Origin of the sequence: Mucilaginibacter ximonensis, from assembly GCF_042686265.1 — a bacterium.
Lineage (GTDB): Bacteria > Bacteroidota > Bacteroidia > Sphingobacteriales > Sphingobacteriaceae > Mucilaginibacter > Mucilaginibacter ximonensis.
This window is the reverse complement of sequence record NZ_JBHUPD010000002.1, coordinates 351207-365486: the sequence shown is the minus strand read 5'-3', so window position 1 is coordinate 365486 and position 14280 is coordinate 351207. Positions and strand designations below refer to the sequence as shown.

Below are 14280 nucleotides of genomic sequence, written 5' to 3'. Positions count from 1 at the left end.
AACAAAAAAGGACAGACAAAAGTCCATCCCTCCGTAGAGACGCGATACTTCGCGTCTCTCTGTGTTTTTTTCATTACACCGCCTCAATCATCAGCACCACACTACTGCGGCCCGAGTTTACATGCGGGTTTATGCCAATCTTCATCAAAAAATCGCCTGAATAGATTTGATTTTCATTAATGCCCGATTTTGTGCCTGGATACAGGTTAGTTTCTTTGATTTTGTATTGCTTAGCCGGGTCCAGGCCTTTCAGGCGTATAGGCGCTTTGCTGCCTTCGTCATAACGGTAATTTACCAGGTAGTTGAACATCACTGCCGACGTTTTGGCCTCATTAACATAAGCTACTGATGCTACCGGATTTTCGCGCGGGTCAAGCAATCTATACTGATCGCCATGCCATACGATATCTTTAAAGCCGTTAAAGTTTTTCACGGCATCCTGCACAAACTTCAGGTCGTTTTCAGGTAGTTTGCTGATCACGATGTCAAAGCCCAGTTTACCCATTGAAGCTACGTCGACACGGTATTTAACAGGCAGCTTGCTCCAGTCGGTTACGTGGTTTGAGCTGCTAATGGCCGGGTAGAAGTAAGAGTATTCCCATTGAATAAACACACGCTCCAGCGGATCGGTATTGTCGCTAGGCCAAAACTCTGTAAAGTATTGCAGCGCGTTATAATCAACACGGCCGCCGCCGCCCGAACACAGCATCATAGGCACTTTAGGATATTTAGCGCGGATGCGCGACAATACCTTGTATAAACCCCGCATATAATCTACATAAAACTGCGACTGGTCTTTCTTCAAATAAGCCGAGTAAGCATTGTAGATCACCGCATTGCAATCCCATTTAATATAAGCCAGGTCGGGATTTTTGGTAAACAGGCCATCCAGAATGCCAAATACAAAGTCCTGCACAGCCGGGTTAGCCAGATCAAGCACGAGCTGATTACGGAAATAATACTCGTCGCGTTTAGGTTGCTTGATCACCCAATCCGGGTGTTTCTCGTACAGCTCACTCTTAGGGTTCACCATCTCCGGCTCAACCCAGATGCCGAATTTCACACCGTTATCAGTAGCGCCTTTAACCAGCGAGGCAATGCCATTAGGCAGCTTGGTTTTGGTTTCCTGCCAGTCGCCAAGGCCCGAGTGGTCGCCGTTGCGAGGGTATTTGTTGCCGAACCAGCCATCGTCTAACAAAAACATATCAACACCTAACTTTTTGGTATCTTTTAGTAACGCCGCCAATTTGGTTTCGTCAAAATCAAAATAGGTACTTTCCCAGTTGTTGAGTAGCGTTAAACGATTGCCATTGCCGTCAAGCAATTTATAATTACGTGCCCAGTGCTGCAATTTGCGACTGGCATCGCCTTTACCATTACGCGATAACACCGATAAAAATGGCGGGGTAGTAAAACTTTCCCCGGCTTTTAGCTGGTAGGCCGATGCATAGTTGTTAATACCTGAAATAACGCGCAGGTTATTCTCCGGGTCCAATTCCAGGTCGGTGCGATAATTGCCGCTCCACTCGATAGAACCGTACATTACCGTGCCCTCGTCCTCAGTAGCCGGTTTATCCATCGATACCATAAACACCGGCGGCTGAAACAAATCGGCACGGGTGCCTAATTTACTGTCCAAAGTTTTGATGCCGTGGGTAAGTTGCGATGTTTCCGGTCGCATCTCTTTAGCCCAGTCGCCGTGATATTGCGTAAGGTAAAATGAGCCGGCTTTCAGGTACAAATTGGCCGATGCAAACTTGTTCAGCACCAAAGTGCCCTTTTCGCCATTGCGGATGGTACTCCACTGCTCAATTACGTCATCTTTAAAATATGATTTATAGTAAAGCGTAACCTCTGTATTGTATACATTGTCTTTCAACACCAGTGTCAACAGGCTCACATCATCGCTCACTTTGTCAACCTTATGGCTCACATATTTTAAATCGAGCGACTGGTTGCCATCGGCATGTGTTACTGCGATGGCCGGCTCCAATAGGTTGCGCGATCCTGCCGGGGTATATACCGATGCCATCTGGCCGGTATAATCGTTGTCCTTGCCAACAGCGGGGGCTATGTGGTTATATTCCTTGCTGTCGGCCAGTTTAGGGCCAAAGTATACGGTGTTTACATCGTGGTTGTTATTGGCCTCAAGCACCAGCGCGTTGTTGGCGGTTTCTATAGGGATAATTACTGATTGTGCCTTTGCGCTATTTTTCAGCGCCAGCACAGCCAGCGGTAGCAAAAAAAGAGATGATCTAAATTTCATGGTTCAATATATTGGTTGCCGGCATTTCGGCGCAAGTGTTCGAAAGAATAAAAGGGTGTCATGCTGAGGCACTCGAAGCATGCGGGGAAAGGCCTTTCCGCTCACCCTTCGAGTGCCTCAGGGTGACACCCACCCATTATCGTTGTAAAAATATGTTTTAAATAAAGTTTTCGGAATATTTATAGTATTCCGGCATGCATATTTAAGCAATTGCTTTAAAATTACGATAAACTTTTGCGGCTATTCACAATTGCAAATTTACCGTTTACCTTAATTTTTACTTTTTTAGCCTGCGGCGATGTGATTTGATAACTGATTATCTTGCCATCTTTCCAGGCAAAGTCAACCGTAAAATTGCCGCGGGCTTTCAGGCCTTTCACACTGCCCTGCGCTTTCCAAGCATCTGGAATGGCTGGTAGCAAATTAATGTAGCCCTCGTGGCTTTGTATCAGCATTTCGGCAATACCCGCTTCGGCGCCAAAATTACCGTCAATTTGAAACGGCGGCCCGGCAGATAACAAATTCGGGTAAATACCGCCGCCTGCGCTATAATTAATACCTGTCGACGTAACCGGTTTCATCAACTCATGAAACAATTTGAAAGCTCGATTACCATCATGCAACCTCGCCCAAAACAACTGCTTGTAAGCTATCGACCAGCTCGGTCCGTCATCACCACGTACATTTAGGGTTTTGCGGGCGGCTTCGGCCAGTTCAGGCGTGCCGTCGGCAGTAATTTCTGATGCCGGGTAAACGCCATATAGGTGAGACACATGCCGATGTGTAGGCTCGGTTTCGGCATAATCTTCCAGCCACTCCTGTATACGGCCATCTTTGCTGATAATGCCTGCCGGTGGAATTTCAGTAAGTCGCTTTTTTAACTGCGCCCTGAAATCGGCATCAATACCCAATGTCTCCGAAGCGGTGATAACATTAGCAAAAAGCTCACGCATTATCTGGTTGTCTATTGTTGCGCCGATACAGATACTGGCGTGGCGGCCGCTGCCGTCAGGCATCATAAAACTATTCTCGGGCGATGACGAGGGTGCTGTTACCATATAGCCCGATTTCGGATCCTTAACCAAAATACTGTTATAAAACTGCGCCGAACCTTTCAGGATCGGGTAAATGCCTTTCAGATAAGCTTTGTCGTCAGTAAAAGCGTAATGATCCCACAGATTACTGCACAACCAGCCCGAGCCGGCTTTGGTTACACCCCACGAGGCGCTCTCGCCCGGCTCGGTCCAGCCCCAGACGTTGGTAATCACGTGGGCCACCCAGCCATCGGCATTGTAGTAGGCTTTGGCGGTGCGTTCGCCGGGTTTTACCAGTCCGCGCACCAACTCAACCAGTGGCAGGTTTAACTCTGACAGGTTTGAAACCTCAACCGGGAAGTGGTTCATCTGCACGTTCACATCCAAGTGATAATCGCCGTTCCAGGGCGTATGGGTTTGGTCGGCCCAAAGCCCCTGCAGGTTTGGAGGCAGCAGGCCCACGCGGGTGCTGCAAATATTCAGATAGCGGCCAAACTGGTAGAATAATACCGGCAGCAATTTATCGGCATCAGGATTGTTGTGAAAGCTTAGGAGGCGCTGGTCGGTAGTTACATCATCTACAGCTTTGCCCAAATCAATCTGTACACGGTTAAACAGTTTCTGGAATTTAGCTACATGCTCTTTTTTTAACTGTTCGTAAGGTTTAAGCATAGCGGCGCTTAGATTTTTTGCCATAAGGGCTTTAAAGTTCACGTCGCGAAAATCAGTGGTGGCCGACAGGTAAATAATTACCGAGGTCGCATTCCTGATCACCAGTTTATCGTCATTGGCAGAAAGGGAGCCGCCGTTCAATTTTACTTTGGCATTGGCAATGTATTGCATGCCCTTACCATCGGTGCCATTATCCAGTCGCCCTTCCATTTGCAGGGTGTTGTTTTTAACCGAGGTAACAAAACGCTCCGGGCGGTCCAGGCCGATGCTTAGGTTCAGTTTGCCAGGCTGATCGGCTGTTAGCCGTATTACATCCACATCGCCGCTAAAGCTGGTAAAATATTCGCGGGTGTAGGTGGTGCTACCCACTTTATAAGTTGCCGTCGCGATAGCGTTATTTAGCGATAACCGGCGACGGTAATTGCTATAAGCAGAGGCATCGGCACCGCCATAATCAAATTTTAAATTCAAATTGCCCAGGATTTGGAAACAGCCCCATTGCTTGCCGCCCGAGCCAGGCCCTTTGCACACAAAGTCTTTGTCGATGAGGTTTTGCGCCTCTACATTTTTGCCGGCCAGTAGCAGGGCTTTTATTTCGGGCAGTTTCTTGTAGGCGTCGTAATTGTTGGCATCCTGCGGTGAGCCTGACCATAACGTAATGTCGTTTAAAGTGATCTTGTCGTCAATAATACCGCTGGTGGGCATCATGCCCAACCGGCCATTACCCAGCGGTAAAGTTTGCTCCCAATTAGCAGCGGGCTTGCCGTAATGCAATTGCAACAGTTTTTGGGCATATGAAAAGTCAAAGAGCATAAGAAGCAAGGCGGCCAGCACAAAAGTCTTTTTTGATGTCATTGGTGATAAATTCGAGACTAGATTTATAACAGATAGCGTGGTTTATTACGCCAGATAAAAATAAGCAAATCGACAGCCCCAATAATTAAACGAAATTGTCTAAATACTAAATGTTTTGTGCCCATTGCCGACAAGATCAGTGAATTTGCGGCTAACCGGCACTTATTTTATTACCGGCGTTTACGTTTATAAAACTTAAGGCATTTCTCTACCTTTGCAGCCTATGGAATTGACATCACCAACCAAATATGAAAAACTAGTGGCCCGTAGCGACAAAGGCTATAAGGCATTTTTATATGATTGCGACGGCACCCTTGCCGACAATATGAAAGCACACGCGCTCACTTATATTAAAGTGGCTGCCGATCAGGGCGTGGCTATCGACGGAGCAATTATAGACGAATTGGCCGGCTGGCCGGTGCCTGCCGTTGTCAGGGAAATTAATAAACGCTATGGTTCAAACATGGACCCCGAGGAGTTTGCCGAAATACGTCAAAAATTATATCACGACGAATATATTGCCAAAATAACACCGGTTGAACACGTGGTTGATCACCTGAAGGCCCACTATGGCAAAGTTAAAATTGCGGTAGTGTCAGGCGGATCACGCGAAGCGGTAGAAAAAACCTTAAACGTTTTGGGAATTGCCGATTTAGTGGAGACCTTAGTTTGTGCCGGCGAAACTCCGCATGGCAAACCCGCACCCGACCCTTTTTTGGCGGCGGCTATCAAACTGGGTGTCGAGCCGAAAGATTGCCTGGTATTTGAGGATGGTGACCCCGGCGTTCAATCGGCTATGGCTGCCGGTATGGATTGGGTACGTATCGATCAGCTGGATTAAAAACCAGCGAGTTAAAAAGAGATTGTCATTTCGACCAACGGGAGAAATCTATACACGCGCTCAAGCTATCGTGTATAGATTTCTCGCTATGCTCGAAATGACATAGTTTGTTAATAAAATCACGCTAAACATTTTCGAAGCTAGTACTTCAAATTAAAAACTATCTTGCAAAAAATTTTCTTCGGTATTACAATATAAAGACGAGTAGATACGCACGCGATTATTATTAGTTTGCAGGCGGCGTTTCATATGTACTACCGGGTGAGTTGTTTTTATGTTTAACAGATGGCTGATGTTTTTATCGGCATGAATGGCCCATATTTTTTGCTCGCCTTCTTTTACTTCAATTTTGTAGTGCTCTTTCAAGATCTTGAAAAGCGATTTGTTTTCGAGGCTGCGCGATGAGAAATGCGGCAGATCTACATTGGTTATATGTGTTTCTTCGTATAAAACCGGCGTGTTGTTGATAAAGCGCAGGCGCGAAAAAAATATACAGCCCTTTTCTTGCTCATCCTCACTCAACTCAAAAAAGAAATCTTCGGGCCAATCTGTTTTTATTGGTTTTCGCAGGATGGTGGTAGTTAATTTACGATCGCCTATGTTAGCAGTAACACCGCTTAATGAAAGTATGCCTAAACCACTTTTAGGTTCAGACACAATACTGCCTTTACCATGTTTACGGGTAATAAAACCCATATTGGTTAAAGCCGACAACGCCTGGCGAATGGTAACACGCGTAGTGTCATACATCTTGCACAAGTCGTTTTCAGACGGCAGCAGATCGCCCTTTTTATACTCGCCTTTTTCAATTTGCGATTTAAGGTCGTCAATGATCTTTTTGTATAGGTGAATAACTTCTTTTTTACTCATAGATTTAGGCGGATCAATTACAAATGTAATAAAATGTTGGTTTGACGCAACGTGTGCTGGTGTTTAAAAACCGCAACCAGTACTTGTATATACAAGGTAAACTTTTTATGTTTGCTTGTAAACCAATTAGTACAGCCCTAGCTATATTAACAATTAAACTTAAACATAGACCACGTGCCGGGCGTTTTATACAATCGTATTCCATTTGGTTGTAAATAATTTATTAGATCAGCGCAAAACACTGTTGCCTTATGTTTGACCCTGTGAGCGGCGATTACCAGTTGGGTACGCCTTTGTTTAAAAAAAGTTTACCGTCAATGGGTTCAGAAAATCCGATCAGGCTATTTATATTAGATACGTAAACTTAAACGGCGCTCATTATAAACTAAATACTATTGCCTGCAAGGCTATAGCCAAGGGCGGTATTAAGGATATTTATCTAACAGTAAGTCATAAATAACAACAACATGTATATACAAGTTGTGAAAACATCTATATTTGAAATATGAAAACCTACAGATTGAACAGATTATTTAATGGCCGCTCGGGCAATTGCTTTGACGTGGCTATTGATCACGGATTCTTTAACGAATATGCGTTTTTAAACGGTATTGAAAATATAAAAAAGGCGGTGGATGTTTTGGTAGATGCCGCTCCGGATGCGATACAGCTAACCGTTGGGCAGGCGCAATACCTGCAATCAATCCCGGGCCGCCAAAAACCATCACTGGTTCTGCGTACCGACGTGGCTAACGTGTATGGTAAGGAGCTGCCGAGAGCGCTGTTTAGCCGCATGATTGAAAACCCGGTAGAGCAGGCTGTTCGTTTGGATGCTACCTGTGTGGTGGTAAACCTGTTCAGCATTCCCGGCGAGCCTGAGGTGGCGGACCAGTGCATCAACAACATCCTGAAAATAAAACCGGTGTGCGAGCAATATGCCATGCCGCTGATGATTGAACCCTTGGTTTTTCGCCCTAATAAAGAAGCCGGGGGGTATATGGTTGATGGCGATCCGTCAAAAATTATCCCGCTGGTGCGCCAGGGTGTTGAACTGGGCGCTGATATTATCAAAGCTGACCCAACCGACGACGTAACCCAATATCACCGTGTAGTAGAGACAGCAGGCAACATACCGGTACTGGTGCGTGGCGGCGGTAAAGCCAGCGACGAAGAAATTATGCAGCGTACCTATGGCCTGATGCAGCAAGGTGTTAAGGGCATTGTGTATGGCCGTAATGTAATACAGCACGCCAACCCTGCCGGCATGACCAAAGCCCTGATGGCCCTGGTACATGACGGTGCAAAGCCGGCTGATGTAATGCATCTTTTGAAGTAATAAAAACGAAATTGGATAATACTTATAAAAGTCTATGAAGATTATTGGCGGAATTATTCTAATAGTTATCGGTCTATATCTCACGGCAATTAGAATTAAAGCGATTAAAAACCGCGAACAGGACACATTGGGTGGTGGTGTGAAATTATTGATTATAGGTGTAGGACTTATAATAGGCGGAATCATAACAATAGTAAGCCATTAACTGATGAAAGTATTCGAAACGTTGTTGAGACAAATAAAACTTACATTTTAACTATGAAAACAATCAACATAGGTATTATAGGCGGCGGACTAATGGGCCGCGAAGCGGCCAGCGCTTTTGGTCGCTGGTTTGCGCTGAATGATTTCCCGGCCCGCGTGGAGCTGAAAGCCGTTTGCGATTTGAATCCGCAGGTATTGGAGTGGTATAAAAACATTTCGTCTGTGGATTTGCTGACCGCCGATTATAAAGAATTATTAAAGCGTGATGATATAGACGTTGTCTATGTCGCCCTGCCACATAATTTGCATAAGGATTTTTATATTGAAGTTTTGGAAGCCGGTAAAGATTTGCTGGCCGAAAAACCTTTTGGTATCGATCTGGAAGCTGCTTTGGCTATTCGCGATAAGGGCGAAGAGCTTGGCCGCTTTGTACGTTGCAGTTCTGAGATGCCTTTCTTGCCTGGTCCGCAGCGCGTTATGGAAGAAGTTAAATCCGGTCGCCTGGGTGAGATCATCGAGGTTAAAGCCGGATTTCTGCACTCAAGCGATATCGACCCTAATAAACCGATAAACTGGAAGCGCCAGGTTAAATACTGCGGCGAAATTGGTGTAATGGGCGACCTGGGTATGCACGTATTACACGTGCCGTTGCGTTTAGGTTGGAAACCGGAACTTGTTTATGCCAACCTGCAAAAAATAATAGAGCAACGCCCTGATGGTAAAGGCGGCATAGCCGTTTGCGATACCTGGAACAATGCGACCTTGAACACACAAGTCACCATTGACGGCAAACAGGTGCCGATGCTGCTGGAAATGAAACGTATTGCACCGGGCGAAACCAATACCTGGTACATCGAGATATTTGGCACCAAAGGCGGCGTAAAATACAGTACTAAGGACACTAAAGCGCTATGGACCTTCCGCATTGATGGCGACCAGTACTGGCAGCGTACCGACCTGGGCTTTAAAGGCGTGCCGTTCCCGGTTATAACCGGTGGCATTTTCGAGCCGGGCTTTGCCGATTGCTTTATGCAGATGCTGGCTGGTTACGTAGCTGAGCGCGAAGGGTTTTTGAATGGCCGCTTTGGTTGCGTTACCCCTGACGAGGCTGTGGCCAGCCATTATGTGTTTGACGCGGCTTTAAAATCGTTCGCTAATCAATCGGTAGAAAAAATAGAATACAACCAAAACCAACCGGCATGAAAAGGTCAGAGATCAACCAGGCAATTGTAACCTCGGGCGCATTTTTTAAACGGGGTGGCTGGACACTGCCGCCCCACCCCCGCTGGGATGTAACCGACTTTGGCTTAGGCGACTTTAAAAAGTATGGTTTGGTGCTGATTAACCTGGCCGAGGAGGCCGAGTATTGCGAGAAGCTGATGTACGCTGCCAAAGGGCAAACCACGCCATCGCATACCCATAAAAAAAAGAAAGAAGATATAATTTGCCGTACCGGCGAGCTGGTGATACGCCTTTGGGCTAATGACCCGGTGCATGAGGTGGGGCAGGGTGTTTTCCAGATGAAAGTTAATGGCGGGTTTAGGGATTTCAGATCGGGCGATGAATTGCATCTGAGATCGGGCGAGCGGGTAACCATAGAGCCGGGTATCTGGCATGAGTTTTTCCCGGCGTCGGACGAGTGTATCATCGGCGAAGTATCCACCGCTAATGACGACGTGAACGACAACTTTTTCTCTGACCCGAATATAGGCCGTTATGCCGAGATTGATGAGGACGAGGCGCCGATGGTTAAACTGTTAAGCGACAAATAAGCCATGAGAAACGGTATTTTGGTTGGCGGCAACTGGATCATGGATCAGGTAAAACTGATTGATGCTTTCCCTGAGGAAGAAAAGCTGGTAAACATATTTACCGAGAGCAGTTGTAACGGCGGCTCGGCTTATAACGTCATCATGGGTTTGGTAAAGCTCCAGGCCAATTTCCCGCTAAGCGGCGTAGGTTTGGTGGGCGATGACGAGAAAGGCGAACGCATCATCAGTCATTGCCAAAGCCTGGGCATTAATACCCGGCAAATTCGCAAAACCGATAAAGCACATACTTCATACACCGATGTGATGAGTGTAAAAAGTACCGGTAAGCGTACCTTCTTTCATCAGCGCGGCGCTAACGCTTTGCTGGATATTGAGCATTTTAATTTTTCTGCTTCGCAGGATAAGATTTTTCATTTGGGCTACCTGTTGCTGTTGGACAAGCTCGACATTATCGAGGCCGATGGCAGCACCCGTGGCAGTAAGGTTTTAAAAAACGCCAAAGCTGCCGGACTGATCACTACGGTAGATATTGTAAGCGAAAGGTCTGACAGGTTTAAAGAGGTTATTCCGCCCTCGCTGCCCTATATTGACTACCTGTTTGTAAACGAATATGAAGCCGGTAAAATTACCGGAATTGATACAGCCATGGACGGCAACATCATCCTGAAGAGATGTTACGAAGCTGCCCATCGTATTATTGAAATGGGGGTAAAAAAATGGGTTATCCTGCATTTCCCTACAGGCGTTATTGCCGTAAGTAAAGACGGCCAAACCCATTACCAGCCCAGCATCAACATGCCTGCCGAAAAAATAGCCGGAGCTTCAGGCGCGGGCGATGCTTTTGCCGCCGGAGTGCTGACCGGCATACATAACGATAAGGATATTACCGAGTGCCTTAACCTCGGTGTTTGTGCCGCTGCCTCAAGTTTATTTGAACCAACTTCGTCTGATGGTATTTTACCTTCGGCAGAATGTCTTAAATTAGCACAGCTTTTTGGATACCGGGAAGCTGTATAAACCTAAAAAACAACCCTGTATTGTGGATCAAAAGATCGGAGACTTATTGGGGGCGATATTGCCCGCCGAACGGATAAAAACAGACCTTATCGACCTGGTGTCATCAGCCTCTGATGCGGGGTTTTACTATCTGCGTCCGCGGGCGGTAGTGTTGCCGGTGTCAGAGGCAGAGGTAATTGATCTGCTGGCCTTTTCAAAGAAACATAACGTTCCTGTTGTTTTCAGAACGGCAGGTACCAGCCTTTCCGGGCAATCCATCACCGATGGTATTTTAGTCGACCTGAGCCAGCACTGGAATAAAGTAATTATTGAAAATAACGGCGAATTGGTTAGAGTAAAACCAGGAGCTATCGGGGCCAACGTCAACACCTTTCTTAAACCATATCAGCGCAAAATTGGTCCCGATCCGGCGAGTATTAATGCGGCCATGATGGGCGGCATTATCTCTAACAATGCCAGTGGTATGTGCTGCGGCGTGAGCAAGAACTCATATCACACCGTAAAACACCTCACTTTTATCTTACCTGATGGCAAACGCTATAATACTGAATACCCTGCCGATTATGAGCGTTTTAAAACAGAGTCGGCATCAGTCTACCATAAACTGAAAGAACTGCGCGAAGTAATTCTGAACGATCAGATTATTTACAATAAGATCCGCCAAAAATATCAAACCAAAAACACTGTCGGTTATTCTGTAAACGCGTTCATTGATTTTAAGGAGCCGATGGACATCATGGCGCGTTTATTAATTGGTGCAGAAGGTACTTTAGGTTTTATTGCCGAAGCAGTTCTGCAAACTGTACCCGACTACCCGGAGAAACTAACCGGCATGCTTTACTTCAGCGATATTTACATGGCATGCCAGGCTATACGCCCGTTAATTAATACCGGAGCGGCTGCGGTTGAGTTGATGGATAGAGCCTCGCTGAAATCTATAGAAGACATGGCGGGTATGCCTGCGGTGATCAAAACTTTGCCAGAAAATGCCGCCGCCTTGCTGGTTGAATTTCAAGGTAATACACAGGATGAATTGCAGCAGCAAATGGATGCTTTTTTGGCTATTACCCCTGAACTATCGCTTTTGCAACCCGCCGAGTTTACGGCAATACCTGCCGAGCAGGCCGCCTTCTGGAAAGTTCGTAAGGGTATGTTCCCGGCTGTAGGTGCGGTCAGAGCCAGCGGCACTTCGGTGATATTGGAAGATGTGGCTTTCCCTGTAGATAGCCTGGGCGATGCAATTACAGATTTGCAGGATATGTTCAGGAAACACAGCTACGATAGGGCTATTATTTTTGGCCATGCAAAAGACGGCAATATCCACTTCGTGGTAACACAGGCATTTGATACCCCTGCCGAGGTAGAGCGCTATCAGGTCTTTCTACAAGATGTAGTCGACCTGGTGATCAAAAAATATAATGGTGCGCTTAAAGCCGAACACGGCACCGGCCGCAACATGGCTCCCTTTGTAGAAACCGAGTGGGGTGGCGAGATCTACCTGATCATGAAGGCGGTCAAAGAAATAGTCGACCCGCATAATCTTGTCAACCCGGGAGTAATTATTAATGCAGATAAGCAGGCTCATATCAAAAATCTGAAAGAACTGCCGCAGGTTGAAGAAGAGGTGGACCGCTGTATAGAGTGTGGTTTTTGTGAACATAAATGCCCGAGCCGCGATATAACCCTTACACCACGCAAGCGGATTGTGGTGCGCCGCGAGCTGCGTAAGTTAAAAGACAAAGGCTATGCGCCGCAGTATAAAGAGCTGCTGCATCAGTATCAATATGAGGGATTAGATACCTGCGCCGTCGACGGCTTGTGTGCTACCGCTTGCCCGGTTGATATTAACACCGGCGATTTGGTAAAACGCCTGCGCAGGGAAAATCATTCGGTTACGGCGAATAATCTGGCCTTGTTTACGGCACGCCGGTTTAGATTGGTTTATAGTATGGTTTGTTGCGCACTTAAAGCCGGAGTCTTAATTAACCGCCTGTTTGGCGAAAGCGCAATGGTTAAGTTAACTAAAGGCCTGCGTAAAATTATCCCGGCATTCCCGCTATGGTCAAACCAGTTGAAGGCAGCCAAGCCTATACCTGGTAATTTATATAACACCACTTACAGCCGCTCGGTGGTGTATTTTCCGGCCTGTATATCGCGCGCCATGGGCGAGCCTACAGTTGGGCAAAAAGGCGTAATGCAAACGTTTATGGATGTATCGGCCAAGGCGCGCATCAATGTTATCATACCGCAGGACATCCAGAAAAATTGCTGCGGGCAGATTTATTCGTCCAAAGGGTTCAAAGATGCGCATGCGTTCATGGCAAACTCCACCATCGGTAAATTATGGGAAGTTACTGCAGGCGGTAAGCTCCCGGTAATTTTAGATGTTACCTCATGCACCCAAACGCTCACGCACTGCCGTGGTATGTTGTCCAAAGAAAATAAAGCTAAATTTGATAGGCTCACCATCATTGACAGCATTACCTATATACATGATTTTGTAATGCCCCAGATCAGGGTACTAAATAAAAAAAGCAACATCGTACTGCACCCGGTATGTTCGTTACAAAAAATGCCGGGGTTGGAAACTCAATTCACAAAAATTGCCCGTCATTTTGCAGAAAACGTAGACGTTCCGGTTTTTGCAGGTTGTTGCGGCATGGCAGGCGACAGGGGTTTTCTGCATCCGGAGCTAACACACTCGGCAACCTGGCCAGAGGCTAAAGAAATTGGAGACCGTGAATTTGATGGCTATTATTCGTCCTCAAAAACCTGTGAGATTGCTTTGTCTGATGCGGTAGGAAAAAATTACCGGTCTATTTTGATGTTGGTAGATGAGTGTTCGTGAGGGTGCTACGCTTTAGTGTGCTAATTAGCTTGTCGCTTTTATAGCGCTCAATAGCCGCTAAGGCTTTTTTCTTTTCCTTGATGAAAAGAAACAAAAATCAAGTCATCTGTGACGCTTCTTTGCGCACATGGGCCTTCCCTGCAAATCAGGTAAAACCGGGGCAGGGGCCTGTTGCTCCAATTGTCGCACTAGCTCACCGCTTCAGGCAACATTCCCGACAGCCCTCCGACCGCACAAGGCCATCATTGTTTTACCTGCTTTCGCCCGAAGCTGCACAGCTGACGGGGCACCGCTCTTTTTATTTAATCCGTGAAATAACGTATTCAAAAAAAGCGCGAAGGCCTGTCAGGGCGCGCGGCCGGGAGTCTGGCCCTCGGGAGGTGGAAGCGGTCGTCCTGACTTGATTATTCACAGGTGTTTATTTTCGGCGTGAATGAGATCGCTACGCTAAGTATTTGGTTACTTTTCATCTAAGGAAAAGTAACTAGGCCCTACCGCGGCCATGAGCGGGTACCGAAGCGATAAGAATAAACGCTCGCTATGTTCAAAATAACAAAAAGACTGT

At 46.5% G+C, this 14280-nt stretch carries 10 protein-coding genes; 7 read left to right on the top strand and 3 right to left on the bottom strand.

Annotated features, from left to right (window positions below; all coding sequences use genetic code 11):
* Positions 1–73 precede the first annotated feature (73 nt).
* Both ACFS5N_RS09110 and ACFS5N_RS09105 read right to left on the bottom strand, forming a co-directional pair.
* The gene (locus ACFS5N_RS09110; RefSeq protein WP_377184495.1) at positions 74–2266 is read right to left on the bottom strand and encodes an alpha-galactosidase; all 2193 of its coding nucleotides are present in this window, start codon (positions 2264–2266) and stop codon (positions 74–76) included.
* Positions 2267–2487: 221 nt separating this feature from the next.
* Entirely contained in the window at positions 2488–4827 is a 2340-nt protein-coding gene (locus tag ACFS5N_RS09105; protein ID WP_377184493.1) for a glycoside hydrolase family 95 protein, read from the bottom strand.
* Positions 4828–5050: 223 nt separating this feature from the next.
* Between ACFS5N_RS09105 and ACFS5N_RS09100 the strand changes: the two genes are divergently transcribed.
* Positions 5051–5668, top strand: coding sequence for an HAD family hydrolase (locus ACFS5N_RS09100; protein ID WP_377184491.1), 618 nt, complete (start codon positions 5051–5053; stop codon positions 5666–5668).
* Positions 5669–5821: 153 nt separating this feature from the next.
* Here the strand turns inward: ACFS5N_RS09100 and ACFS5N_RS09095 are convergent, their stop codons facing one another.
* A complete protein-coding gene (locus tag ACFS5N_RS09095) occupies positions 5822–6538 on the bottom strand; it encodes a GntR family transcriptional regulator (RefSeq protein WP_377184489.1) in 717 nt (238 codons plus the stop codon).
* Positions 6539–7043: 505 nt separating this feature from the next.
* On the opposite strand from ACFS5N_RS09095, the gene ACFS5N_RS09090 reads away from it, so the two are divergent.
* From ACFS5N_RS09090 to ACFS5N_RS09065, 6 genes are read left to right on the top strand one after another with little or no spacing between them, the layout of a single operon-like run.
* Complete coding sequence (locus ACFS5N_RS09090) at positions 7044–7874, top strand: class I fructose-bisphosphate aldolase (protein ID WP_377184487.1); 831 nt, start codon at positions 7044–7046, stop codon at positions 7872–7874.
* Positions 7875–7908: 34 nt separating this feature from the next.
* Entirely contained in the window at positions 7909–8079 is a 171-nt protein-coding gene (locus ACFS5N_RS09085; protein WP_377184485.1) for a hypothetical protein, read from the top strand.
* Between the two features lie 53 nt (positions 8080–8132).
* A complete protein-coding gene (locus ACFS5N_RS09080; protein ID WP_377184483.1) occupies positions 8133–9281 on the top strand; it encodes a Gfo/Idh/MocA family protein in 1149 nt (382 codons plus the stop codon).
* Positions 9278–9850, top strand: coding sequence for a D-lyxose/D-mannose family sugar isomerase (locus tag ACFS5N_RS09075; RefSeq protein ID WP_377184481.1), 573 nt, complete (start codon positions 9278–9280; stop codon positions 9848–9850). The genes ACFS5N_RS09080 and ACFS5N_RS09075 overlap by 4 nt, the downstream gene beginning before the upstream one ends.
* Before the next feature lie 3 nt (positions 9851–9853).
* Positions 9854–10867 (top strand): carbohydrate kinase family protein, encoded by a 1014-nt coding sequence (locus ACFS5N_RS09070; RefSeq protein WP_377184479.1) that lies wholly within the window; start codon positions 9854–9856, stop codon positions 10865–10867.
* 22 nt (positions 10868–10889) lie between these two features.
* Positions 10890–13715 carry an FAD-binding and (Fe-S)-binding domain-containing protein gene (locus ACFS5N_RS09065; RefSeq protein WP_377184477.1) on the top strand — a complete coding sequence of 942 codons (2826 nt, stop codon included), beginning with the start codon at positions 10890–10892 and terminating at the stop codon, positions 13713–13715.
* Positions 13716–14280: the final 565 nt, after the last annotated feature.

Excerpts from the sequence above, each read along its gene's own strand:
- ACFS5N_RS09070 (WP_377184479.1), top strand. The coding sequence starts at position 9,854 with ATGAGAAACGGTATTTTGGTTGGCGGCAACTGGATCATGGATCAGGTA.
- ACFS5N_RS09105 (WP_377184493.1), bottom strand. The coding sequence starts at position 4,827 with ATGACATCAAAAAAGACTTTTGTGCTGGCCGCCTTGCTTCTTATGCTC.
- ACFS5N_RS09085 (WP_377184485.1), top strand. The coding sequence starts at position 7,909 with ATGAAGATTATTGGCGGAATTATTCTAATAGTTATCGGTCTATATCTC.
- ACFS5N_RS09075 (WP_377184481.1), top strand. The coding sequence starts at position 9,278 with ATGAAAAGGTCAGAGATCAACCAGGCAATTGTAACCTCGGGCGCATTT.
- ACFS5N_RS09090 (WP_377184487.1), top strand. The coding sequence starts at position 7,044 with ATGAAAACCTACAGATTGAACAGATTATTTAATGGCCGCTCGGGCAAT.
- ACFS5N_RS09100 (WP_377184491.1), top strand. The coding sequence starts at position 5,051 with ATGGAATTGACATCACCAACCAAATATGAAAAACTAGTGGCCCGTAGC.
- ACFS5N_RS09095 (WP_377184489.1), bottom strand. The coding sequence starts at position 6,538 with ATGAGTAAAAAAGAAGTTATTCACCTATACAAAAAGATCATTGACGAC.
- ACFS5N_RS09080 (WP_377184483.1), top strand. The coding sequence starts at position 8,133 with ATGAAAACAATCAACATAGGTATTATAGGCGGCGGACTAATGGGCCGC.
- ACFS5N_RS09110 (WP_377184495.1), bottom strand. The coding sequence starts at position 2,266 with ATGAAATTTAGATCATCTCTTTTTTTGCTACCGCTGGCTGTGCTGGCG.